Raw genomic sequence first — 21,700 nt, 5'->3', positions numbered from 1 at the left:
CCTGCCGAGTCCTTCGCGGGCCGTGTCCTGGCCGTGCTCTCGCGTCGTTCTCCTGGCCTCCGACCTCCCAGGAAACCTTCTGGCCTGCTGGAGACTCCTCAGACCGCTCCGCCCCAGGACGACATGACGGTCCTGAGTCTGGCCGATGTGACGACTCGCTGGAAGTCCGTGTCTCCACAGGAGCGGCTCCGACGTCGCAAAGGCCTTGTGGAAGTCGCAGAACTTCTGGAGGCCGCTGCCGCATACGACGCCCTCGACCGCGCCCCCGCTCTCACTCTCGCCGTCCACCGCGCCCTCGGCCTGGCCGTCGATCTCGCCGTCGATCTCGACCTCGATCCCGCCCGCGACCTCGCCCACGCCCTCAACCTTGCGCACACCCTTGAACGCGCTCTCGCCGTCGATCTCGACCGTGCTCTCGACCGCGCTTTCGCCCTCGCTCTCGCCCGCGACCTCGCCCACGATCTCGATCTCGCCCTCGCCCTCGCTCTCGATCTCGCCCGTGTCCTCACCCTCGCTCTCACCCTCACCCATGACCTCGACGTCATCGAAGCTCGTGACAATCTGATGGACGCGGCAAGCAACTTCGCCGGCACCGACCTCACCACCGTGAGCCTTGCTGCGATCGACCTCGCGGGGATCAGCTGGGACAACGGCACACGGTGGCCCACCCCTGAGTGGGCGGCTCGCATGCGCAGCGCATCTGTGGAAGACCCTCCTGGATCCGGGGTCTTCATCGTCCTTCCCGAAGAGGGTCGCGACTTTGCCGATCGCGGTTCCCTGGCACCAGTCTCATGAGCCGGCACACCTGGCGGAGGCCGGCCCGTCCGAGACGGCGCGGGCGGCGGCCAGACACGGCGCGCTGGACGCGCGCACCGCTGTGGGCGAAGCCCTTGATCTCGCCCGGGCCGCGCACAACGCCTTCCTCGGCACCGCCCCGTTCGTACGGGCCTGTGACCCCTCTGCTGGTGGCTCTGGGGCCGGTCGCGGGGTGGTGAGAGCGGCTGTCCGGCCGGCCGCAGCGGGTCGAGGCGGCGGTGAGGGCGGAGCCGTCCCGCCGGCGGGCACTCTGATGCGACTGGGGACGGCACGGCAGCTGCTGGCCGACCGGTTCACCGACCGGGTGGCGGAGACCGACGGCAAGGCCTTCGTCGACCGCCCGTACCCGTGGCTGATCCGAGTGGGACTGGTGCAGCGTCAGGAGTGCTCGGATCCGCGGTGCGACGACGGGATCCGGCTGGACACCGGCGGCGAGTGCCGGACTTGCGGCAATGTGGTCCAGATCCGGCGTGCCCGGCGAGCGGAGATCGCGGCGGAGGTCGACCGGGGGCTGCCCGGCCTGACCGACTGCGAGCGCCGCCAGGCCCTCGAGGAACGGCTGCACGAGCAGGCGGCCATCGAGGCGGAGACTTTGTGCGGCGGCGTGGCATGCTCTGCGGGATGCGGCCTGTGTGGCTGCCCGGGAGCGGGCGGAGCGCGAGCGCCAGACCGCGGGCCGCACCCGCGCCACCATCCTGGAACAGCTCACCCGACTACGCACCACCACCGACCTCGCCCGCCAACTCGCCCTGGCAAAGTCCTCCGTGTCCGAACACACCAAGGCCCTCCGCGCCGCCCACTCACCACCGCCCACCGCGACGGCAAGACCGTCTGGCACTCCTGCACCCCATGTGCGGTCAGGCGCCGGTGGCGCCGTCATTGCGACGGTCAGCCGAAGAGGATCTGCCGCAGTATCCGGGTGAGGTGTTCGGCGAGTTGGTCGGGCGGCATCGAGGCGAGGGGTTCGGTCCGCGCGATGTACCGGCTGAACGCCACCCCGATCATCTGCGCCCCTACCAGCGCCACGCGCGCGTCCAGGTCGTCGTCGGGCGTCGTGGGTGCACCGGTTGCACCGGGTGCGAGGACGGACCGGTATACGGCGGCGCTGTGCTCCTGCATCGCGACCAGGAGGTGGGCGGCGGCGCGTTCGTCGGATGCGGCACTGCGCATGAGGATGATCAGCGGGTCGTTGACGGCGTCGGTCTCCAATCGCCGTACGAAAGCGTGGGCGATCCGGTCGGGCAGCGTCTTCGGGTCGCCGGCCGCGACGCGTTCGAGGTCGCGATTGCCCGGCACCGCCGCGAGGAAGAGCCTTTCCTTGGACGCGAAGTGACGCGTGATCAGGCCATGCGTGACACCGGCCCGGCGCGCGATCTCACGCAACGTCGTACGAGCGTAGCCGCGCTCGGCGAAGGTGTGGCGGGCCGCCTCGATGATGGCCGCCCGGTGTCCCTCGGGATCCCGACGGCGCCTGCGCGGCGGCTCGTCAGCCGGCTCTGCGTCGTTCACGGCACCTCCTTCATGTGATCACCCTACGGCCCGGCAGCGCGGTGCCGACCGCCGCTGCTACGTTAGTATCCATGTGGATATTAACTAGCGATGGAGCCTGTAGTGAGCGTTGATACGCCCGAAGGCGCGGCGGTCGTCGAGACCCGGCTCCTGCACAAGATGCACAGGGCTGCGACGTCCCTGCTGACGGAAGCCGCGCAGAGCAGTGCCGCCCCCGCTGCCGCGCTGGAGGAGTTGCGTGACTTCCTCGTCGCGGCGCCGAGGCACTGGCACGAGAGCGAAGACGATGTGCTCTGGCCGCAGTTCCTGTGCGGGACGTCGACGATCGGGCGGTACTGATCGCCTCGGCCCCGCCTGTCGGCGCACACCTCAACATCGGCTTCTTCGAGCAGGTCGGCACCCCCGCCGAACTCGCGGCCGTCACGGCGAACTTGCCGCATGCCGCCCTCCACCTCGCCCTGGCCATGCGCGAGCAGGCCCGAGCCACTCTCAGCAGCCTGAAGGCCACCGAGCACCGAAGGACGGTCACTGCATGACCAGCACACTCATCATCGGCGGCAGCGGCGGGCTGGGCAGCGTCATCGCCGAGCACTTTGCGAGCCGCGGCGACGACGTCATCGTCACCAGCAGGGACAAGGCACGAGCCGAGACCGTAGCCGCGCGGATCGGCGGCCGCACCCGAGGGCTGGCCCTCGACCTCGCCCGACCCGAGACGATCAGCGCCTCGCTTGCGGACATGACCCAAGTCGACCACCTCGTGATCACCGCGGTCGGCCAAGCGGCCAACACCTTGGCGCAGTTCAGCATCACGGACGCCGTCTCCGCCGTGACCATGAAACTCGTCGGCTACGCGGAAACCGTCCGCGTGCTGCACGACCGGTTCACCCCGGATGCCTCCGTCGTCCTGTTCGGCGGACTCGCCAAGGAGCGCCCCTACCCCGGCTCGACCATCGTCTCCACGTTCAACGCCGGCATCACCGGCCTGGTCAGGACGCTCGCGGTGGAAATCGCCCCGCACCGCGTCAACGCCCTGCACCCAGGCCTGATCGGCGACAGCCCCAAATGGCGCGACGTCCCCAACCCACCCCACTCCGCCCAGACACCGATCGGACGGCTGGTCAGCATGGCCGAAATCGCCGACGCCACCGACTTCCTGCTCCGCAACACCGGCATCAACGCCCACGACCTCCACATCGACGGCGGCCTCCTCGCCACCTGACCTCACCACACGACAGCCACCGTCCGGCCGTCATGTGGTGGCACACGTCCAGGTCCAGTCGGCCAAGGCGTTCTCGTCGAAGCCTTCGGCGGCCTTGGCCTGGGCGGAGTGGTCCTGCAGGACCGGGGCGACCATACGGATGCCCTGTTCCGGGGCGGTGGTGATCAGGTCGGCGGAGGGGTAGCCGGAGTCGAGGCACCGGTGCCGCCAGTCCGACGCCACGCGCGAGGCCGCCCTGCGCCGGGCCCGGCAGGAACGCCCGCGCCGCACCGAGGTGCCGGCGGTTGGTCAGCAGGCCGAGACCTAGGCGTCGTCCAGGCCTTCCCCAACCCCGCAGCCCTCGACCGGCTCGCCGCCGCGGTCCTGGCCGAATTCCATGACGAATGGCAGGTCTTCGACCACCGCCACCTCTCCGAAGCCTCCATGGCCGAACTCCTCATCGTCGAACCGAACGAGGACGACCACCAGCTTCCACCACAGCCGAAACCGAATCAGCTCGGCCAGTGACTACACCACCCGGCAATACACCATCGGGATTGCCGGCACGGCGTTTTCGTGAACATCCGGCGAGGGCTTGCTGCGCAGTGGCAGAGTGTCGTTGGTGACGGCTGAGCAAGTGGGAATGAATTGCCAGGAGCAACCAGCGGGGACACAGCCAGCAGTGTGGTGGCTGGAGCCCACAGAGCGGGAATGCGTCTGGGGATTGTTCGGAATTCCTAGGCCGTGAGCACTCCACCGGTTCCCGCGCTATCAGCGCCTCCGTGGCCGTACTGCGCTCAGGGTGCAAATCCGACCACCGACCCCATCGGCTGCACCGGCATCCACGTCCCGGGCCACACCGTGTGTCTCGCCCACCTGGGCGACGCCGACCGCGACGCCTACCTCGCCGGCTTGGCCCCCGGCGCCGACGTCGACCACCGAGGCACCCGCTTCAACGCGCGTCTTTTCAACGCCCTCCGCCGAGCCCTCCGGGACCCCGCCTCCAGAAGAATCCAATTCGGCACCGCCCGGTTCCAGGATGCGCGGTTCTCCGGACCCGCCCGATTTGGCGAGGCGAAGTTCTCCGGACCCGCCCGGTTCGATAGGGCGCAGTTCGCTGCCGAGGCCCGGTTCGACAAAGCAGAGTTCGCTGCCGAAGCCCGGTTCGACAAAGCACAGTTCACCCGTCCCGCCTGGTTCGCCGAGGCGCAGTTCTCCAGCACCGCCCAATTCGTCGAGGCACAGTTCTCCAGCGATGCCAGGTACGACAGGGTGCAGTTCTCCACCAACGTCTGGTTCAGCTTGGCGCAGTTCTCGGCCGGCGCCCGGTTCGGCGAGGCCCAGTTCTCCGGCGAGGCCGGATTCGACAAGGCGCGCTTCTCCGCCGACGCCTGGTTCAGGGGGGCACGCTTCTCCGGCACCGCCTGGTTCAGGGAGGTGCAGTTCGCTGGCACCGCCTGGTTCAGGGGGGCGCAGTTCTCCGGCGACGCCCAGTTCAGCTTGGCCCAATTCTCCGGAGACGCCCGGTTCGAAGCCCAGTTCTCCGGCGTCGCCGGATTCGACAGGGCGCAGTTCTCCGGCGACACCCGGTTCGACAGAGCGCAGTTCTCGAGCGCCACTTGGTTTGGCTTGGCACAGTTTTCGGCCGACGTCCGGTTCGTGGATGCGCAGTTCTCCGACGACACCCAGTTCAGCCAGGCTCTGTTCTCCGGCAATGTCCGGTTCGACAGTGCACAGTTCTCCCACACCGCTTGGTTCATCCATGCGCAATTCGACGGCCACGCCGGATTCACCGGGGCACAGTTCGCCGGCGACACGGACTTCGGCGCGGCGCAGTTCAGCGAGGCACAGTTCTCCCACGGCGCCGGATTCGGCGGGGCGCAGTTCTCCGGAAACGCCCACTTCAACAGGGCACAGTTCTCCGCCGACGTCCGGTTCAGCAGTGCACACTTCTCCCGCACCGCCTGGTTCATGGAGGCGCAGTTCTCCAGCACTGCTGAGTTCCACCTAACGCGGTTCTCCGGTCCCGCTCGGTTCCAGCGGGCGCAGTTCTCCGGTACCGCCCGGTTCGACGAGGCGCGGTTCTCCGGCGACGCCCAGTTCAATCAAGCGCGGTTTGCGGTGCCGTCGTGGTTCGGGCCAATGGTGGGTGCGGGGTTGGTTGATCTATCCGGTGCGGTGTTCGAGACGCCTGTGACGCTGGAGATCGCGGCGCGTACCGTGCGCTGTGAGAGGACCCGGTGGGAGTCGACGGCGACCGTGCGCCTGCGCTACGCCACCACGGACCTCGATCACGCGGTGCTGTCCTTTCCCGTGGCGGTCACCACCCATCCGGGCCCCTTCACCACCACGGCCAACGGGGCGCTGGACGAAAGCCTGCTTGCAGACTCTGACAGCAGGGTGCGGGTGGTCTCGGTACGCGGAGTGGATGCCGTGCACCTGGTCCTGGCCGACATCGACCTGAGCGACTGTCTGTTCTCTGGTGCCTTTCATCTTGACCAACTCCGCCTCGCAGGCAAATGCACCTTCGCCCCCACCCCAACCGGCCTCCACCACCGCCGCTCCGTATGGCCGTACTGGTGGACCCGTCGGCGTACCTTGGCCGAGGAACACCACTGGCGCGCACTGGCAGCCGGTCCACCCGCCACTCCTTCTGAGGAACGTTCACCCCGCGATTGGCGCAGGGGACAGCACCATCCCAATCGCCGCCTGACACCGGCCCCTGAGGAAGTGGCCACGCTTTACCGGCAGCTGCGCAAGGCCTACGAAGACGGCAAGAACGAACCCGGTGCTGCGGACTTCTACTACGGCGAGATGGAAATGCGCCGCCACGACCGCACCGGCACCCCGTCAAGCGAGCGAGGCCTGCTGTGGGCGTACTGGCTGCTCTCCGGCTACGGGCTACGCGCCTCACGCGCTATGGGTTGGCTGCTGGTCGCCGTGGCGGCCACCATCCTGCTCATGTTGGGGCTCGGCCTGCCCGATTCTTCTCCCCGGCAGATAGCCACCGGTACCGTCCCGGCCGGCGGCGGGCGAGTGGCTTTGACCGTGGACAAGCAAGACCCCCAGCTGACACTGCCCGCCGACGACCGGTTCACCGCAGAACGCTTCGACCAGTCACTGCAAGTGGTGCTGAACTCGGTCGTATTCCGTTCCAGCGGCCAAGACCTCACCACCTGGGGCACCTACACGGAGATGGGCAGTCGCTTCACCGAACCCGTCCTGCTCGCGCTGGCCATCCTCGCCATGCGCAGCCGCATCAAACGATGATGCCTACAACCGCCCCCGCCCATTCGGTCAGCAGACCGAATGCCGTACAGGTGTCTCCTGTGTGCCGCGCTCCCAGAGAGCACTGATCACGCAGCCTTGACAGCGGCCGCAGGCCGTGGGGGCGCGGCGTTGGGCGGACAGGTCGGCGGGTGAGCCGACGGGTCATGAGCGTGACGGCCGCGAGTGGGACACTCGCGGCCGAAACGACCCTCGCTCACTTCGCTGGCCTGGGAGTTCACGAAACTGCGGGCAGAGCCGGTCAAGGTCTGGCACCGGCTCGGTGACGGCCACCCCGACATCGCCACCGCCGGGCGGGCCGTGATCGCCCGCCACCGCCGGGCGCAGGCCCGGTGTCGCCTGCCGGGGCATGGACGCCAGTCCCAACTCCTCACACACCTCGGTCGTCATCGAGAGCGTGTCAGGTGCCCCGGCCGCCATGACGCGCCGGTGAAGGCGGACAGTATCCAGGGTTGCAGGTTCGCGTTTCTGCTGGCCTCCATCGGTGGCCTGACCTTGGACCTTAGGTTCGTCTCACTCGTGGACCAGTCAGACTCTGCCTCATGATCCTGGCCCTTGAGCTGAGCAGGCGTTGTCAGCCGCTCTGCCGTGGCGCCCCCCGCGCGGCACGGCAGCGATCGTCCGACATCAGCCATGCCTCCGCGTCCCGCCGGATCCGCGCCGCGTCGAAGTTCTCGTACTCCAGGATCACCGACCTGGTCGTGCCTCGCTCGCGGTACTCGTCCATGATCGCAACATGCTCCGGCAGGCGTACGAACTCCGCCAGGGCCCGCCGCCCGGTCCACACCGAGACCGCTCCGCAGCGCCGGGCCGAGGGCATGACCCACAGCCACATGCCGACCGCCCCGTCGAGATGCGGCCAGCGGCGCCGCAGCGCGAAGCCTCGACGCGCGATGCCGGGGAGGGCGCGGTATACGTCGCTGGTGAAGTCGGTGACGCTGACGATCAGCGGCCCGCTCCGGCGACCGCGCACGCCGCTGTCGACGCCATTCACCGCGGCGCGGTCGCCAAGGGAGTCCCCGGCCGTGCCCTGGCACCAGCGGCTCCTCAGCATGGCGCCGGCGTCCAGGACGGGTCGCGGCCGAGCAGGGCGAGCAACCGGTCGCCCGGCGGGGCGTCGTCGGGGACGGCGGTCCGTGGGCGGAACGCAGCACCGGGCCCGCGGCCCTCGTCCGGGACCAGGGCGGCGACGCGCAGGGCGGCGGCGGTGAGTTCGGCGGCGGGCTCCCACGGGGCGCCGATCGTCACCGCGACGTCCCAAGCGTGCGCCACGTAGTCGAGCAGGTGGAAGCCGATCGCGATCCGCCCGGGGACAGCGAAGCCCTCCCCCACCTCCGGCAGCGCGAACCGCCGCTCCAGCACTTCGTCGTCCGCGAACGCCGCGGTGACCTCGCCCGCCGACGCCTCGTACGCTCCGGCCGGGTCGTCGCCGAGGTCGCCGTCGCGCCATACGGCCCACGGCTCACCCGCGCCGCGGGCGGAGGCGGCGAACCCCTCGTTCTGGCTGACCAGATGGCGAAGCAGGCCGTACAGGGTCCAGTCCGCGCACGGTGTCGCCAACCTCAAGTGGTCGGTCTTCACCCGGGAGACCACCTCCCCGGTCAGCAACAGCGCCTGGCTGTCCAGTCGTCGTATGTCCATGGCCGGAGCGTAAAACCGCACTTCGGTCCAACTCCAGAGCCAATAAGCTGCTGATCGATTGAGCCAATTGCCGGGCCGAAGCCGACAACAGCCGAGCCGGAAACGGAAAACCGAGATGGACGTGCACGTCAGGCTCGACGGTCAGCGCGACCTGTCCGGCCAGATCTACCGCCAGCTGCGCACCGCGATCCACGACGGGCTGTTACGGCCCGGCGATCCGCTGCCCCCGACCCGGGAGTTGAGCCGCCGACTCGCGGTGGCCCGCAACACCGTCGGCGTCGCCTACGAACGGCTCGTCGCCGAGGGCTACGCGGACAGCAGGGTCGGCTCCGGGACCTATGTGCGTACGACGGGCCTGCCCACGGGCGAGGCCGCGCCCGCCACCGACACCACCGGCCCGGGACTGCGCCCCCGCGCCCTGTGGGCGCGCTTGTCCCCATGGGCGGCCCCGGAGACCACGGGACCGACCACGGCGGACCACGACTTCCGGGTCGGTCTGCCGGACGCCCGGCTCTTCCCGTACGAGGCCTGGCGTCCCCTGATCGCCCGGGAACTGCGCCTCTCGGCGGCCGGGGCGGTCGGATACGGCGATCCGGCCGGCCACGCCGGGCTCCGGGCCGCACTTGCCCGGCACATCGGACTCTCCCGCGGCGTGCGGACCGGCCCGGACGACGTGCTGGTGACCACCAGCACGCAGCAGGCCCTGGACCTCATCGGGCGGGTGCTGCTCGAACCGGGCGACCGGGTGGCCGTCGAAGAGCCCGGTTACCCACCGGCCCGGCTGCCGTTCCTGGCGCAGGGCGCCGAAGTCACGGGCGTACCGGTGGACGCCGAGGGCCTGCTGGTGGACGCCATCCCGCCGAACACCCGCGCCGTGTACGTCACCCCCGCCCACCAGTTCCCGCTCGGCATGCCGATGTCGCTGCGGCGCAGAACGGCGCTGCTGCGGTGGGCTCGGCGGCACGGTGCGGCGGTGATCGAGGACGACTACGACAGCGAATTCCGGTTCGGCGGGCGGCCGGTCGAGACGCTGAAGAGTCTGGACCGGGACGGACACGTCATCTATGTGGGGTCGTTCTCCAAGGTGATGCTGCCCTCCCTGCGCGTCGGCTTCCTGGTGGCGCCCGCCCCGCTGCGCACAGCACTGCGCACCGCCAAGTACACCGCAGACTGGCACACGGCGGTCCCCACGCAGGCGGCGCTCGCCCGCTTCGTCGACGACGGGTTGCTCGCCCGGCACATCCGCCGGATGCAGCACACCTACGCGACCCGGCACCTGGCCATCGCCCGCGTGCTCACCGACCACTTCGCGGACCTGGCCGAGCTGGTGCCGTCCGCCGCGGGCCTGCACGTGACCGCATTCACCCGAGGCCACCTCGCCGACCCCGACGCCCTCGCGGACCGAGCCAGCCGGGCCAGGTCATCCGGCGTGGCGGTCTACACGCTGGCGGAGGTCGCCGCGAATCGCTCCGCGCGCCCAGGCTTCGTCTTCGGGTACGGCTCGATCAGCGCCCCGCACATCGAGCCGGGCCTGCATCGCGTACTCGGCCGGCCCGAGGACCACTGAACGCGGTAGGAAGCGCCCGTACACGGCTCGCCCAATTCAGCACCAGCACGACGATCTCCTGTCCGAAGCAGGTCCGCAAGGTGATCCGGGGGAAGCGGTCCGAGCCTCAGACGTGGAGCTCCTGAGGGAAGCCGGTCCAGCGGAGCTCGGCGGGGAGGTGGCCGGTGTCGTTGAAGAGGAGCACCGCCGGGGGGCGACCGGGCGCGTAGCGGATGACAGTCAGTGCCGCGTTGGCGTGGTTGATGCCCATCCAGCGCCACTTGGGGGCGTCGAGGGCGGCTCGGACGAGCCAGCCGACAAGAAAGTTGTGGGTGATGACGAGTTCGTGGCAGGGCTCGTCGCCGACGACGGGTCCGGTGAACTCCGCGAGCGCCGCTGCCGCGAGCCCGGGCCCCTGCTCGCGTTCCTCGGCCGGAAACTGGCCCAGGAACCCGAGCATGGCGTCGGCCGTCTCCGGCGGCAGCTCCTCTCGCGGCGGCAGGTACGGAATGTAGTCGCCGGCCGCGTCGGATCGCCGCAGGGGGATGCCGTCGAGCCGTTCGCCGACCAGCCGGGCAGTCTCTTCGGCGCGGGCCAACGGTCCGTGATGGATCGCCGTCAGCGGAACCCCACGGAGCCGTTCCCCGAGCAGGGCGGCCTGGTGGCGGCCTGCGTCCGTCAGCCGACTCTCGTCCGACGACGCCTCGCCGTGCCGGGTGAGGTAGAGGTAGCGGGCGGCTGTGCCGGTCATGGGCAGGTCCTCCATGGGAGTCGATCTTGCTGGCTCCTGGAGGACGGCGACCGGCGCGGACCGGTTCCACGAAGGGCTGGGATCTGCCTTCAGGCGGATCGGCGCGTCGCGCGCCCCAAAACTCGGAGGGCAGGTCCTTGACGGGCCTGTCAGCCGTCGGCCGGCGCTGGTTGCCTCGGCCGGCTGGAGGTGGCGCCTCCCGGGCGAGGCGTCAGGTCATGAGGGAGGTGGCAGCCCAGGTGATCAGGGTCTCGGAGCGCTGGATGAGACGTCCGTAGTCCCTTGCGTGGCCGCATGCGTGCATCATCCGCGCAAGTCTGCGTTCGACAACCCACCGGCGGGGCGGTACGACGAAGCGGAAGGTGTCCGGACGCCCGAAAATCGCCCGGCCGAAACGCGCCCTTGGAATCGATCATCCAGGGAACCGGAACGCGCTCTACCGGCGGACCGCCGAGATCAGTCCGCCGGGCCGGTCCTCGCGCTGCGGCGGAGTGCTGATCGGGCGGCCGTAGGCGGCAGCGCGCTCGCGCAGGGTGTGGCTGTCGGCCTCCCAGCCGTGCCCGGCCAGCCAGCCCACCGGGTCGTCGGGCATCTCCGAGACCCACATGGACGCCGCCGATCCCGGCGCGGCGTCCGCGCCGAAGCGCTCGATCACGCCGCGCGAGCCCAACGTCAGCCCCATCCGACTGCCTGCCGCCGACTGCGCGCTGATCCGGGCCAGCAGCAGCTCCACCGCATCCTCGGGCAGATAGATCAGCAGCCCTTCGGCGATCCACGCGGTCGACACGGCCGGGTCGTGCCCTGCGGCGGCCAGCGCGCCTGGCCAGTCCTCACGCAGATCCACCGCGACGGTGATCCGCTCGCAGCGTGCGACGGCCCGTTCCTGGCGCAGCACCGAAGCCTTGAAGTCCAGTGGCGCGGCGGTGTCGACCTCGAACAGCCGGGTGCCCTCGGGCCAGTCCATCCGGAAGGCCCGACTGTCCATGCCGGCGCCGAGCAGCACGATCTGCCGGACCCCGGACGCGGAGGCCTGCTGCAACAGGTCGTCGAGGAACTTCGTCCTGATGACGATGGAGAACGACACGGCCAGCCGACGGCGTCGTGCGGCCTCGTCATCGGGCAGCGGCGGCGAGGAGGGCCACAGGCCGCCGGCGGTGGCGAAGGCCTGTGCCAGTGGGTCGCGGAACAGCGCGTTCTCCCGCTCGGTCTCCAGCGCCCGCACCCTGGCCACCCCCACCGCCGTGGCCCACACTCCCGACGGCTGCACCCACTCCTGCTCATCAGTCACCGCGCCAGCCTAGAAGGTCGATTCCAAGGGGCTGATGAGGGGAGCCGACTTCATGCGCGGCCAGCCGGTCATGCGCGCGCTGACCGCCTACGACCACTAGAACCACCATTAGGCGAAGATCAACAGTCACCCTGAGCACGCGACCACACGAAGTGCACCAGAGCCTGAAGACGGAGAGCAGGTGTCGGCGCGTTCCGGCATCAGCTCTTGATCGAGATGCCGGCAGATGTCGGCGAGAGCCGAGGGCATCCGCAGACCGCATGGGATCGTCGGGAGCCGACGGCGTAGGGCAGCCGGGCGAGGGCGGCTGGTGCAACTCGGCTAGCGTGGGCGCATGGTGCATCTCAAGCAGCCGCAGTTGTCCGGGCTCGGGCGGAACCCGGCTGCCCCAGCGGGGGTCCTGATGCGCCTGGCCGCGCACGATGCGGGCCGTCACGGGCTGTTGATGCGCAAGGGGCAGTTGCCGGACTCGGTCGCCGAGGCCCTGCTGACCCACGGCGGCAGCGATTCGGCGGCGCAATTGCACGGGCGCCGGGTCTCCCCGGCGATGCGCAGCCGGATCGCCGGACATCCCGACCCCGCGATCCGCGACGCGCGTGCGGACCTCGTTCGCACCTTGGTGGAGTGCGGGTCCGGGCTGGGCATCGAATCCCTGGTCGAGGCATACGGCCGACCGCCGGCGGAACTCGCAGCCGACCCCGACCCCAGGGTGCGCGCGGCGATCGCGCAGGACTGGCACGACCGGCCTGCCGCCGTGCAGTCGGCGCTGCTCACCGATCCGGATCCCGAGGTGCGGGCCGCAGCAACGCGAGCCGAACACCCGGGCGTCCCGCCGGAACTCCGCGAGCGCTGCCTCGCCGATCCGGCCGTCCGCTCCAACCTCGCGCGCCATCTCCCACTGACGCCCGCGCAGTTCGAGCGGCTGCTGGCGGCATGGGACAAGTCGGTGCTGCGCGCCGTGGCCGGCAACCCGTGCCTGACCGCCGGCATGGTGGCCCGCTTGCAGGACAGCGAGGACCCGTCCGTGCGCGTCGCGGTGGCCTACAGCCGCCACGTCCCACCCGAGATCCGGGACCGCCTGCTCTCGCTGGTGGAGGCCGAGGAGGCGACCGGCAGCATCGACGCCAAGGTCGCCCTCCGCTGGTCGTCCTACCGGCCCGACTGGCTGCGGGAAGCGCCGCTCGCCGAGCGGCTGACCTACCTGGACTGCCCGCACGCGGTGTTCCGGCGAAGCCTGGCAGAGAGCACGGACCTTCCCGACGAGGCATGGCAGCGACTGGACGAAGACCCCGACGTCTCGGTCCGCTACGCCGCCGCCCTCCGATCTGACGTTCCGTCAGAGACTCTGCTGCGACTGGTCCGGGCCCACGGTGATCCCTCCGCCTTCCGGCCCTTGCTGGTGGAGCACCCCAACTTCCCGCGCCCGGAACTGCGCGGCTTGGTGGACGAGCCGGACCCGAGGGTGCGCCTCCTCGCCCTGGAGGACCCCGAGTTGCCCGTCGCGGAGCTGCGCCGGTTGGGGGCCTGCGAGGAGTCGATCCTGCGCGCGGGAGTGGCCAGGCATCCCAACGTCGGCGCGGACCTCCTGGAACGACTGCTGGCCGACCCGGATCCCAAGGTCGCCGACCACGCTGCGGCCAACCCCGTGCTGCCACGGGCGTCGATGGACCGCATCATCGCCCAGGCCGGCCTCTGAACGCGGCGGGCTCCGGCAACACCGGATCTCCGAGGGCCACGCCGAAGAGCCCGCCCCCCGGCCGATTGGACAGCGTTGACAGCTGGATGGTCTGAATTGCCTCGAGCACAGTCGTATCGATGACCGTGAGGCTCTGCGACAGCCGGTTTGCGACGTAGAGCCGCGTGCCGGATGGATTCAGCGCAGTGTCGACGGGATTGCGACCCACTTCGATGGTCGCAACGGTGCCCAAGGTCCGCGTGTCGATCGCGGATACCGTCGCATCGTTGTTGCAGACGTACACGCGATCACCGGACGGTCTCGTCACCAGAGACCTCGGTCGCCCACCGGTCCGGACCGTGTCCAGCACTCGCCGCGCATCGGTGTCGACCACCGACATGGTGTCGTCATGCGCGTTCGCGACGTACAGACGATCACCGCTGCACGCCAGCGCCGATGGTTGCTTGCCGACCTTGACGCGAGGTCTCGGCAGCCGCGCGCACGTCAACGATCGACACGTCGTCGGAACGGGAGTTCGCCACGTAGATCCGCTCACCGTTGGGGTCGACGGCGATACCCGACGGATTCCTGCCGACCAGGATGCGCGCGACTTCCGAGCGCGCGTGCGGGTCGACGACCGTCACAGTGCCGCGGGGCCTACGAAGACTCCGCAATGATCCGACGATGCCCGGACTGGCCAGGTAGACGCGGTCCCCGGAGGGGCTCACCGCGATGGCGCCAGGAGCCTCCTTCAGCATCATCGGCTGCGAGTCGATCCGCACCGGCACCCCCTGACGGCACGAGTCCGGGCCCGAATCCTTCCGTCGCCGCTTCGGTAGTGCCGGCACCCGGGCGCGGGCAGTCGGGTGGATGGTACGCGCTTCAGGCGCTCGCAGCGTGACCGTCAATTGGGGAGGGCGGCGAGGACGGCTGCGCGGTCGCGCCGGATGCCGGCGGCCTGGGTGCGGAGTTCTCCACGCGTCGCCATTGACAACGCGCGGGAGAAGAACGAAAGCGAACGGGCCGGCGCCGGGACGCAAGCGGTCAAGGATCTCCCAGTCGTCAATGTGCGGTTTCAGGCGCTGTGTCATGACTCCTTGGCGGCTGCCGTGCGGTCCTCGTGCTGTGGCCTTGCCTGGGCGGGCAGGGGCCGGGCCGGTGCGTCAAAGGTGTAGGCGTCGGCATCGAATCGGCTCAGCCGGCGCACGAGCCGCCCGGTGGACCACGGCCAGGCGAAGACATTGCGCCCGCTGGGAGTGAAGTAGTAGCTGGTGCAGCCGCCTGTGTTGTAGACCGTGGTGGCGAGCGCCTCCTGGACGGCTGTGTTGTGCGCGGCCTGGGAGGCCGGCCGGACGTCCAAGGCGCGGTGACCACCCTGCTCGAGGTGGGTGAGGGCGGCCATGACGTATGTCAGCTGGGCTTCCAGAACGGTGATCGCGGAAGTGGAGCCGCCGAGCAGGTTGGGCCCCAGGAGCAGGAAGAGGTTGGGGAAGCCGCTCACGGCGGTGCCCAGGTACGCCTGCGGTACACCGCCCCAGGCTTCGTCGAGTGTCTGGCCGCCGGTGCCGTACAGGGTCGTGGCCAGCGGCACCTCGCCGACGCGGAAGCCCATGGCCTCGATGAGCACGTCGGTGTGGACGGTGGTGCCGTCGGCACCGACGACCTCGTTGCCGCGTACGGCGGTCACGGCGGTGGGATGCAGGCGCACGTGCGGCTGGGACAGGGCCTGGTAGAAGGTGCTCGACGTCAGTAGGCGCTTGCAGCCCAGCCGGTAATCCGGTGTCAGTTGCCGACGTAACTGTCCGTCGCGGACCGCGAGGCGCAGGTGTGCGCGGGCGCCGGCCTCGACGAGCCGGACGGCGTGAGGGTGGCGGAAGGCGTAGCCGAAGCCCTCCTGCAGGGCGTACTGGCCGGCTCGCAGGGCATTGCGCGCGCCGGGTAAGCAGTCCACGAGCCGGTTGAGCGCTGTGGGTACCGGCAGGTCGGGCTTGGGCAGCACCCATTGGGGTGTGCGCTGGAAGAGGTTGACGGTCGCGGCCTGTGCTTCGATGGCCGGGACGATCTGGACGGCAGAGGCACCGCCGCCCACCACGGTCACCCGTCGCCCGGTCAGGTCGACGCTGTGGTCCCACCGGGCGGTGTGGAAGACGGGGCCGTCGAAGTCCTCGATGCCGGGAACCTCCAGGCGGCGCGGGACATGCCACGCTCCGGTGGCCAGGACCAGTACCGCCGCGCTGTACGGTCCATCGCTGGTCTCCAGCAGCCAGCGGCCGGCTGCCCCGTCCCACCGAGCGCCCAGCACCTGCACACCGCAACGCAGCACGTCTCCGAGCCGGTAGCTCTCGGCCGTCGCCCGAAGATAGGCGAGGATCTCCTGCTGCCCGGCGAAGACCCTGCTCCATGCAGCATCCGGGGTGAAGGAGTAGCTGTAGAGCGTCGAGGGCACATCACAGGCGCAGCCGGGGTAGGTGTTCTCCCTCCAGGTGCCGCCCAGGTGCGTCGCTTTCTCCAGGACGAGGACGTCGTCGAACCCTGCCTCCCGAAGCCGGACGGCGGCGCCGATCCCGGAGAACCCCGCTCCGACGACCACGGTATGTACGTCCCTGCCGGTCCGCGCCCTCTGCGCTGGGATCACAGCGACGCTCCAGGCAGGCGGCCGGCGCACAGGCAGCGGCCCGTGCGCAGCTGTCGCGGAGCCGTTGGGCGGGCAGTCCCTGGCAGCTGGGGCCGTGGTGCGGCGGCCTGGGCGGCAGCGTGGGGCAGCAAGGCGATCGGAGTCAGGCCCCGCTTGAGTGGTGTGATCACATACTGCCAACGACCATGACTCTGCAGCGTCACCCCACCCGATCAGACGGTTCAACACCCTCCGCAAAAAGCGGCCCGGTAAGTGCTGCAGGGCGGGACGGGACACCAGGGCGGACCCCATGGTCCGTGCCGATACCAGGCACGAACCAGCTCGTTGAAACTGGACCCGCACACCTCACGCCGGCGCCGCACCAGGCCGTTGCGGGCCGGCGCGCCGCCGTCTCATCTGCGTGGGCGGGTGGCGTGCTCAGCCGCCCGCCTCGCCAGACGGTGCTCGGTTACCTCGACCTGATCCACGTCGAGGCGAGCACTGCCGACCCCAAGCCGATTCTCGGCTACAGCGACCCACGTGGTGTGGTGCCGTCCCGCCTCACAGACCGCGTTCGTCCATCAGGCGCATCAGGTTCCGCTTGCGTTTCTGGGTGGTGCGCAGCGCGGTCACGTAGGCGGTGAACTCATCAGGTCTGCCGAGGCTCCGATGGCAGTCGCGGATGCTCAGCAGCAGGCTGACGAGTTGTTCGTAGACCGTGTTGCCGGTCTGCTTGGTGAGCGGCTCGACGAAGCGCTGATAGACGCCGAGCGCGTCGGCGGGACGGTTGGCACGGGCCTGGTCGGCGAGGGTGAGCCACTGACGGTCGTCGGCGCCGCTGCCGGCGGCGGCTTGCCAGGCGGCTTCGACGTCCTTGTCGTCGAGCAGGGCGTCGACCAGGACAGGGCCGTTGTACCGGCCCTGTTGCCGCCGTACCGCGTCGGCGCGCAGCAGGGCCAGTGCTCCCTCGCGCTCCGCCGGCCAGCGGTCGGCGGCGCGCGCGGCGGCGCGCAGTCGCTGGTACGCGAGCAGGGAGCGGCGAGCGCCGAAGTGGTCACGCCGCAGGACAACGGCGTCGGCCAACCGGTCCGCTTGCACGTAGCGTTCGCAGAGGTGGTCGACGAGGGCGGTGTCGACGGCGGCGAGGTCCTGGGCTTCCCGCATACCGCGTTCCGCCCAGCGCAGGGCCTCGTCGTGGCGCCCGGCGGTGTCCAGCTCGCGGGCGATGACAAGGTGGGTGTGGCCGTTCGCAGCGAGGTCCGCGGCGTGGACGGCGACCACTGCGTCGACGTCGCCTCCCGCCTTGGCCAAGTGCTCCATCAGATGCTTCTCGGCCCAGCCGGTGCGCCTCCCCCGCCACGCTTCGGTCGCCGACTCGCGCAGAACGGTCATCCCGCGCTCACCGAGGACGTCCTCGTAGTCGAGCGGATCGATGTCGATGATGCCGTCGAAATTGCCGAGCACCTGCCCGACCAGCCAGCGCGCGAGCCCCTCCGGGTCGGGTCGCGCAGCACAGCACGCGTCGAGATGGGCGTCGGCGAGACCGGCGCCGACCTGCCCGAGCCGGCCGTCGGAGTCGTCGACGCTCTCCACCGCCTCGGCCAGCAGCCGCATCGCCTCCCGAGCCAAAGTGATCGCTTCGGTGGCCCGGCCCGAGCCGATGAGCGCCCCGATCGTCGACACCGCCTGCCCGGCCTGGTCGGCGAAGGCGCGGACATCGGCGTACTCGACGTACCCGTACCGCGTGAACGGGCCGATGTCGAGCAGCTCACCCACGCGCGCCCGGACCTCGGCGAAATCCCCCCGGGCACTGGCGGCCCGCAGCTCCAGGCGGCGCCGCAACTGCCTGTCCTCACGGACCAGTTCCCCTACCAAGGCGAGCAACTCGCCGTGGGAGAGGGCGGACAGCCAGGCGTCGACATCCCGCGCCCGGCTCCGGGCCGCCTCGCGCTGCCGCGGCAGGCTCCCCCGCTGGGCGAGCACGGTCAGGCCGAGGGCGACCAGGTGCTTGCAGAAGTTGCCTTCCAGGCCGTACGGGCAGTCGCACACGCCGGTCGGCCCTCCGGGCCCGTCCAGCGTCAACTCCACCTTGTACCGCTCCGTGCCGTGGACGGTCGCGGTGACCCAGCCGTCACCGACCTCGACCCCGGACACCGCGTCCAGGTAACCGAGCCCACGCTCGAAGGAGCGGGGGCCCGCCAGCGCTTTGAGGTTCGCCTCGGTGAGGCCGCCCATGGGTTTCCGCCCTGTCCCTGGTATCTGTTGTGCCGCCCGTCAGCTTATGGCGGTGGGTCAGCCCCGTCCGGCAGTCTGTCGAGAGGCGGGCCTGATCGGTGATCCATGCCGCACGCGGCGCACCGGGTAGGCGGCGGTCCGCGGCCCGCACGAGGGCGGGGCGGTACTCCCGGCCTCTCGGCTGTCGCGCAGTATGACAAGTGCTCCTGGAAGGGAACCGAGGGCTCCGAAGTGGTCGAGGTCGCCGCGGATCCCCCGCGGCGCGTTCGGCAGCGGCGAGCGGCAGGGTGAGCACGTCGGGCAACCGGTGCGCCGTGCAGTCGACGGTGGCGAGCAGTACGCCGGCCGGGGCGATCAGCGGCCGGGTCACCGGTTCGGGGCGGGCCCCGCTGACGGCCGCCAGCAGAACGCAGACCACGGCCGTGGCGACGGCGACCGCGAGAGTGCTCGGCCCGAAGGAGTGCCCGCCGGCGCAGCGAGTACGCCCCAGCCAGCCGCCGCCCGTTCCGGTGAGGGGATGACCGACCGGGCACGCCGACCGCCACGGTTCCTCGGGCGGCACGGAGAACCCGTACGCGGGAGGGGGGATACGGACACGCCCGCGCGCAGCCCCACAGGGCTGCGGCCGAGATGATCGGCAACGTCTGCACCGGACGGAGCTCAAGGGCCTCCGCCCGACCGGGGTCAGGGTTTCCAGGTGCGCAGGAAAGAGGCGATCCGGGGGGCGGTGCAGCGCGGGTTGTTCAGCTCATGGGCGAGCGCGGTGAGCTGTTCTCGCGTGGGGCTGACCGGGATGTTGCTGGCCTCGAGATACATGACGGCGACCGCGCAGGCCACGGTCAGGTTGGATCGCTCCAGCCAGCGACAGCGGCCCAGAGTGTGTACCAGGGCAGCGGCACGGGCGTAGGCGCCGTCGTAGACGGGTGTGTCGAGGAGTTCGCCGCGGTGGCGGGCGACTGCTGCGATGGGGACGCCGTAATCGTCGGCGGCCGGGTCGCGATGGCCCGCCCGTTCTGCCACTTCGAGGATCCAGGAGTCGTCGACGTGCAGGATCACGCGGCCGCGCCCGGATGAGGCTCGGCGTACGGAGCGTCGAGTTGCCGCTCCAGGTCATCGAGGAAGGCGCCGTGCTCATCGATGAGCCGCTGCGCGGCGGTCATGCCGGCGGCGCGGGCACCGGTCGTGTCCTCGATGATGAGCCGCTCCACGTACTTGTTGAAGTCCAGCCGTCGGGCGGCCGCGGCGGCCTTGCCGGCCGCGAGCACGTCCTCTTCCAGCCGGACCTGTGTCTGCTTCTTCGTGGAAGTCACATCCCACATGGTAGCAAGGTGGTAGCAGATCTGGGTGTGGAAACAGTGCGACCCCACCAGTCTCGCGATGGGCTCAGCCCCGAGTCCTGGCGTGCGCCGGGCGGAGCCCCCGCGATGTCGAAGGCGCGGCCCCCGGGGCCGCGTCCTCTGGACAAGGGTGGTACGCAAAGTCGAGCGCAGCGCGTGGTCCTCGACCCCGGCAGCCCCTGGTCGACTGATCGACGCAGACGCCCCACCCCAGTCGGCGCACCCCCACTCCGCAAGGCGATCCCGCTGCGGGAACGCCCTGCTCCTCGACTGCGAGCCAAGCGTCGAGCCTGTGACCTTCGGCGATAGGCGGCGACGCAGCACTATGCGCCCGACGACGTGTCGGTACCGGTCGTGCTGCTGCTAGCGCCCTCCTGGGAGCGGTCAGCGCTTGAGCGGTAGCCGCTGGACAGGTGCTCGACTGCGCCGAGGAAGTCGCGGAAGGCCCGGTCGGTGCGGGTGGTGTCGCCGGTGGCGTCGAGGTCCATGAGGAGACCGCGGATGACAGCGAGGACGAGCGTCGCGAGATCCGGCCGGCCGATGCTGCGCAGGCCGTCCTCGAGCGGCCCGAGCCAGTCGGTCGTCGCGGTGCGCCGGAAGTTGGGCCACAACCGTTGCTCCGCACTCTCGCGCAGTTGACCGAACATCCGCAGGTACGGCTGCCCGTCCGGGCCGGTGATCGAGGTCCAGGCGCGACCCAGGGTGGCCGTGTACGGCTCGTCGGGTCGCGCCCGCAGGAGGTCGCCGAATGTGTCGAGCTGACGTTGCCGCGCGTGCCCGAGGACGGCCCGCAACAGGGCGTCGCGGGTGCCGAAGTGATAGATCAGCATTCGGGCCGAGGTTCCGGTGGCGGTGGCCAGCGGCTCGAGCCGGTCGGGGAGGCCGTGCGCGAGGGCGTGATCAGCGCAGGCGTCAAGCAGCCTCTCCTTGATGTGCGGTTGCGGTCGTCTGCCCACCGCCCAACTTTTTCACGTAACAGCTACTACGTCTACCGTTGATCGAAAGGCGGTCGAGGCAGACGTGGAGGTAGCGATGAGGGTCGTGTTCGTACATGGGGCGTGCGTGCGGGACGGGTCGTGGTGGTGGCACCGCACCGCCGAGCTGCTACAGGAGCGAGGCGTGCCGAGCCTGGCCCCGGCGCTGCCGAGCTGCGGCGAGGCGGGCCCGCCCGCAGGAGCCGGCGGTCCGGGGCTGCCCGAGGACGTCGCGGCGGTGCGGCAGGCGCTGCTGAACAGCGACGAGCCGACCGTTGTGGTCGCCCACAGCTACGGCGGCATCATCACCGCGGAAGCCGCCGCGGGCGTCGGGTCGGTACGCCACCTGCTGCTGATCTCCAGCTACCTGCCCGAGGTCGGGCAGAGCCTGTCGGAGTTCGCAGACGGCAGCCCCGCCCCGTTCCTCGACGTCGACCCCGCCGCCGGCACCTTCGGGGTTCGCCCCGAACTGCTCGTGGACACATTCCTGCAGGACTGCGACCCCGAGGTCCAAGCACAGGCGGCGGACCACCTCGCCCGACAGAGCGTGCAGGTGACCGGGCAGCCCGTCGGGGCGGCCGCATGGCAGCAGGCGCCATCGACATACCTCGTCTGCACCCAGGACCGGGGCACCCCGCCGCGGCTGCAGCACGAGTTCGCCCGCCGGGCCGGCAGTGTCGTCGAACTCGACGCCGGACACCACCCGTTCCTGTCCCGGCCCGCCGCAGTCCGGGACCTCCTGCTCAGCCTGTGACGGCGGCCGCGGACGAGCCGGGCCCGCGATCCGAAGGCCAGGAGACCGTCGTCAGTGCCGAGGAAGAACTACTG

The 21,700-nt window shown here is 70.4% G+C and carries 21 protein-coding genes and 2 pseudogenes; 9 read left to right on the top strand and 14 right to left on the bottom strand.

What is annotated here, in order from left to right:
* Positions 1 to 207: 207 nt before the first annotated feature.
* Positions 208 to 795, top strand: coding sequence for a hypothetical protein (locus ABZ725_RS29560; RefSeq protein WP_358805567.1), 588 nt, complete (start codon positions 208 to 210; stop codon positions 793 to 795).
* 909 nt (positions 796 to 1,704) lie between these two features.
* Here the strand turns inward: ABZ725_RS29560 and ABZ725_RS29555 are convergent.
* Positions 1,705 to 2,325, bottom strand: a complete 621-nt coding sequence (locus ABZ725_RS29555) for a TetR family transcriptional regulator (protein ID WP_358805566.1) — start codon at positions 2,323 to 2,325, stop codon at positions 1,705 to 1,707.
* 102 nt (positions 2,326 to 2,427) lie between these two features.
* Here ABZ725_RS29555 and ABZ725_RS29550 point away from each other — a divergent pair, with 102 nt between their 5' ends.
* The 3 genes from ABZ725_RS29550 to ABZ725_RS29540 are packed head-to-tail and all read left to right on the top strand — an operon-like array spanning position 2,428 to position 3,544.
* Positions 2,428 to 2,664 carry a hypothetical protein gene (locus ABZ725_RS29550; RefSeq protein WP_358805565.1) on the top strand — a complete coding sequence of 79 codons (237 nt, stop codon included), beginning with the start codon at positions 2,428 to 2,430 and terminating at the stop codon, positions 2,662 to 2,664.
* Positions 2,634 to 2,861: a hypothetical protein gene (locus ABZ725_RS29545; RefSeq protein ID WP_358805564.1), complete on the top strand. Its 228-nt coding sequence runs from the start codon at positions 2,634 to 2,636 to the stop codon at positions 2,859 to 2,861. Before ABZ725_RS29550 ends, ABZ725_RS29545 begins: the two co-directional genes overlap by 31 nt.
* On the top strand, positions 2,858 to 3,544 hold the full coding sequence (locus tag ABZ725_RS29540) for an SDR family oxidoreductase (RefSeq protein WP_358805563.1): 687 nt from the start codon (positions 2,858 to 2,860) through the stop codon (positions 3,542 to 3,544). Before ABZ725_RS29545 ends, ABZ725_RS29540 begins: the two co-directional genes overlap by 4 nt.
* Positions 3,545 to 3,574: 30 nt before the next feature.
* Here ABZ725_RS29540 and ABZ725_RS29535 read toward each other — a convergent pair whose 3' ends face one another.
* Positions 3,575 to 3,766, bottom strand: coding sequence for a hypothetical protein (locus ABZ725_RS29535; RefSeq protein ID WP_358805562.1), 192 nt, complete (start codon positions 3,764 to 3,766; stop codon positions 3,575 to 3,577).
* Between the two features lie 87 nt (positions 3,767 to 3,853).
* On the opposite strand from ABZ725_RS29535, the pseudogene ABZ725_RS29530 reads away from it, so the two are divergent.
* Both ABZ725_RS29530 and ABZ725_RS29525 read left to right on the top strand, forming a co-directional pair.
* A pseudogene (locus tag ABZ725_RS29530) lies at positions 3,854 to 4,051 on the top strand (IS256 family transposase); the annotation flags it as partial.
* A 333-nt stretch (positions 4,052 to 4,384) separates the two neighbouring features.
* Positions 4,385 to 6,793, top strand: coding sequence for a pentapeptide repeat-containing protein (locus ABZ725_RS29525; RefSeq protein ID WP_358805561.1), 2,409 nt, complete (start codon positions 4,385 to 4,387; stop codon positions 6,791 to 6,793).
* Positions 6,794 to 7,385: 592 nt separating this feature from the next.
* Here the strand turns inward: ABZ725_RS29525 and ABZ725_RS29520 are convergent.
* Positions 7,386 to 7,865, bottom strand: coding sequence for a hypothetical protein (locus ABZ725_RS29520; RefSeq protein ID WP_358805560.1), 480 nt, complete (start codon positions 7,863 to 7,865; stop codon positions 7,386 to 7,388).
* Positions 7,859 to 8,452 carry a TIGR03086 family metal-binding protein gene (locus ABZ725_RS29515; protein WP_358805559.1) on the bottom strand — a complete coding sequence of 198 codons (594 nt, stop codon included), beginning with the start codon at positions 8,450 to 8,452 and terminating at the stop codon, positions 7,859 to 7,861. The genes ABZ725_RS29520 and ABZ725_RS29515 overlap by 7 nt, the downstream gene beginning before the upstream one ends.
* Positions 8,453 to 8,567: 115 nt before the next feature.
* On the opposite strand from ABZ725_RS29515, the gene ABZ725_RS29510 reads away from it, so the two are divergent.
* Positions 8,568 to 10,019, top strand: a complete 1,452-nt coding sequence (locus ABZ725_RS29510) for a PLP-dependent aminotransferase family protein (RefSeq protein ID WP_358805558.1) — start codon at positions 8,568 to 8,570, stop codon at positions 10,017 to 10,019.
* A 106-nt stretch (positions 10,020 to 10,125) separates the two neighbouring features.
* Here the strand turns inward: ABZ725_RS29510 and ABZ725_RS29505 are convergent, their stop codons facing one another.
* From ABZ725_RS29505 to ABZ725_RS29495, 3 genes and pseudogenes are all read right to left on the bottom strand, one after another.
* Positions 10,126 to 10,749 carry a histidine phosphatase family protein gene (locus ABZ725_RS29505; RefSeq protein ID WP_358805557.1) on the bottom strand — a complete coding sequence of 208 codons (624 nt, stop codon included), beginning with the start codon at positions 10,747 to 10,749 and terminating at the stop codon, positions 10,126 to 10,128.
* Between the two features lie 214 nt (positions 10,750 to 10,963).
* Positions 10,964 to 11,116: pseudogene (locus ABZ725_RS29500) on the bottom strand (IS5/IS1182 family transposase); the annotation flags it as partial.
* Between the two features lie 69 nt (positions 11,117 to 11,185).
* Complete coding sequence (locus ABZ725_RS29495; protein WP_358805556.1) at positions 11,186 to 12,037, bottom strand: class I SAM-dependent methyltransferase; 852 nt, start codon at positions 12,035 to 12,037, stop codon at positions 11,186 to 11,188.
* 334 nt (positions 12,038 to 12,371) lie between these two features.
* Here ABZ725_RS29495 and ABZ725_RS29490 point away from each other — a divergent pair, with 334 nt between their 5' ends.
* Positions 12,372 to 13,733 carry a hypothetical protein gene (locus tag ABZ725_RS29490; protein ID WP_358805555.1) on the top strand — a complete coding sequence of 454 codons (1,362 nt, stop codon included), beginning with the start codon at positions 12,372 to 12,374 and terminating at the stop codon, positions 13,731 to 13,733.
* Here ABZ725_RS29490 and ABZ725_RS29485 read toward each other — a convergent pair.
* The 7 genes from ABZ725_RS29485 to ABZ725_RS29455 form a co-directional block, all read right to left on the bottom strand.
* A complete protein-coding gene (locus ABZ725_RS29485) occupies positions 13,711 to 14,112 on the bottom strand; it encodes a hypothetical protein (RefSeq protein ID WP_358805554.1) in 402 nt (133 codons plus the stop codon). The genes ABZ725_RS29490 and ABZ725_RS29485 overlap by 23 nt on opposite strands.
* Before the next feature lie 34 nt (positions 14,113 to 14,146).
* Positions 14,147 to 14,494, bottom strand: coding sequence for a hypothetical protein (locus tag ABZ725_RS29480; RefSeq protein WP_358805553.1), 348 nt, complete (start codon positions 14,492 to 14,494; stop codon positions 14,147 to 14,149).
* 305 nt (positions 14,495 to 14,799) lie between these two features.
* Positions 14,800 to 16,302, bottom strand: coding sequence for an NAD(P)/FAD-dependent oxidoreductase (locus tag ABZ725_RS29475; RefSeq protein WP_358805552.1), 1,503 nt, complete (start codon positions 16,300 to 16,302; stop codon positions 14,800 to 14,802).
* Positions 16,303 to 16,887: 585 nt separating this feature from the next.
* Complete coding sequence (locus ABZ725_RS29470) at positions 16,888 to 18,561, bottom strand: hypothetical protein (RefSeq protein WP_358805551.1); 1,674 nt, start codon at positions 18,559 to 18,561, stop codon at positions 16,888 to 16,890.
* Between the two features lie 684 nt (positions 18,562 to 19,245).
* The gene (locus ABZ725_RS29465; protein ID WP_351918693.1) at positions 19,246 to 19,617 is read right to left on the bottom strand and encodes a fic family toxin-antitoxin system, toxin component; all 372 of its coding nucleotides are present in this window, start codon (positions 19,615 to 19,617) and stop codon (positions 19,246 to 19,248) included.
* Positions 19,614 to 19,871 carry a hypothetical protein gene (locus ABZ725_RS29460; protein WP_358805550.1) on the bottom strand — a complete coding sequence of 86 codons (258 nt, stop codon included), beginning with the start codon at positions 19,869 to 19,871 and terminating at the stop codon, positions 19,614 to 19,616. Before ABZ725_RS29460 ends, ABZ725_RS29465 begins: the two co-directional genes overlap by 4 nt.
* A gap of 350 nt (positions 19,872 to 20,221) precedes the next feature.
* Positions 20,222 to 20,854, bottom strand: coding sequence for a TetR/AcrR family transcriptional regulator (locus ABZ725_RS29455; protein ID WP_358805549.1), 633 nt, complete (start codon positions 20,852 to 20,854; stop codon positions 20,222 to 20,224).
* Between the two features lie 76 nt (positions 20,855 to 20,930).
* Here ABZ725_RS29455 and ABZ725_RS29450 point away from each other — a divergent pair, with 76 nt between their 5' ends.
* Positions 20,931 to 21,626 (top strand): alpha/beta hydrolase, encoded by a 696-nt coding sequence (locus ABZ725_RS29450; RefSeq protein ID WP_358805548.1) that lies wholly within the window; start codon positions 20,931 to 20,933, stop codon positions 21,624 to 21,626.
* Positions 21,627 to 21,700: the final 74 nt, after the last annotated feature.

This window comes from Streptomyces sp. NPDC006872 (assembly GCF_040635845.1).
GTDB lineage: Bacteria > Actinomycetota > Actinomycetes > Streptomycetales > Streptomycetaceae > Streptomyces.
The sequence above is the reverse complement of the archived record's forward strand: the minus strand, read 5'-3'. Positions and strand labels throughout refer to the sequence as shown.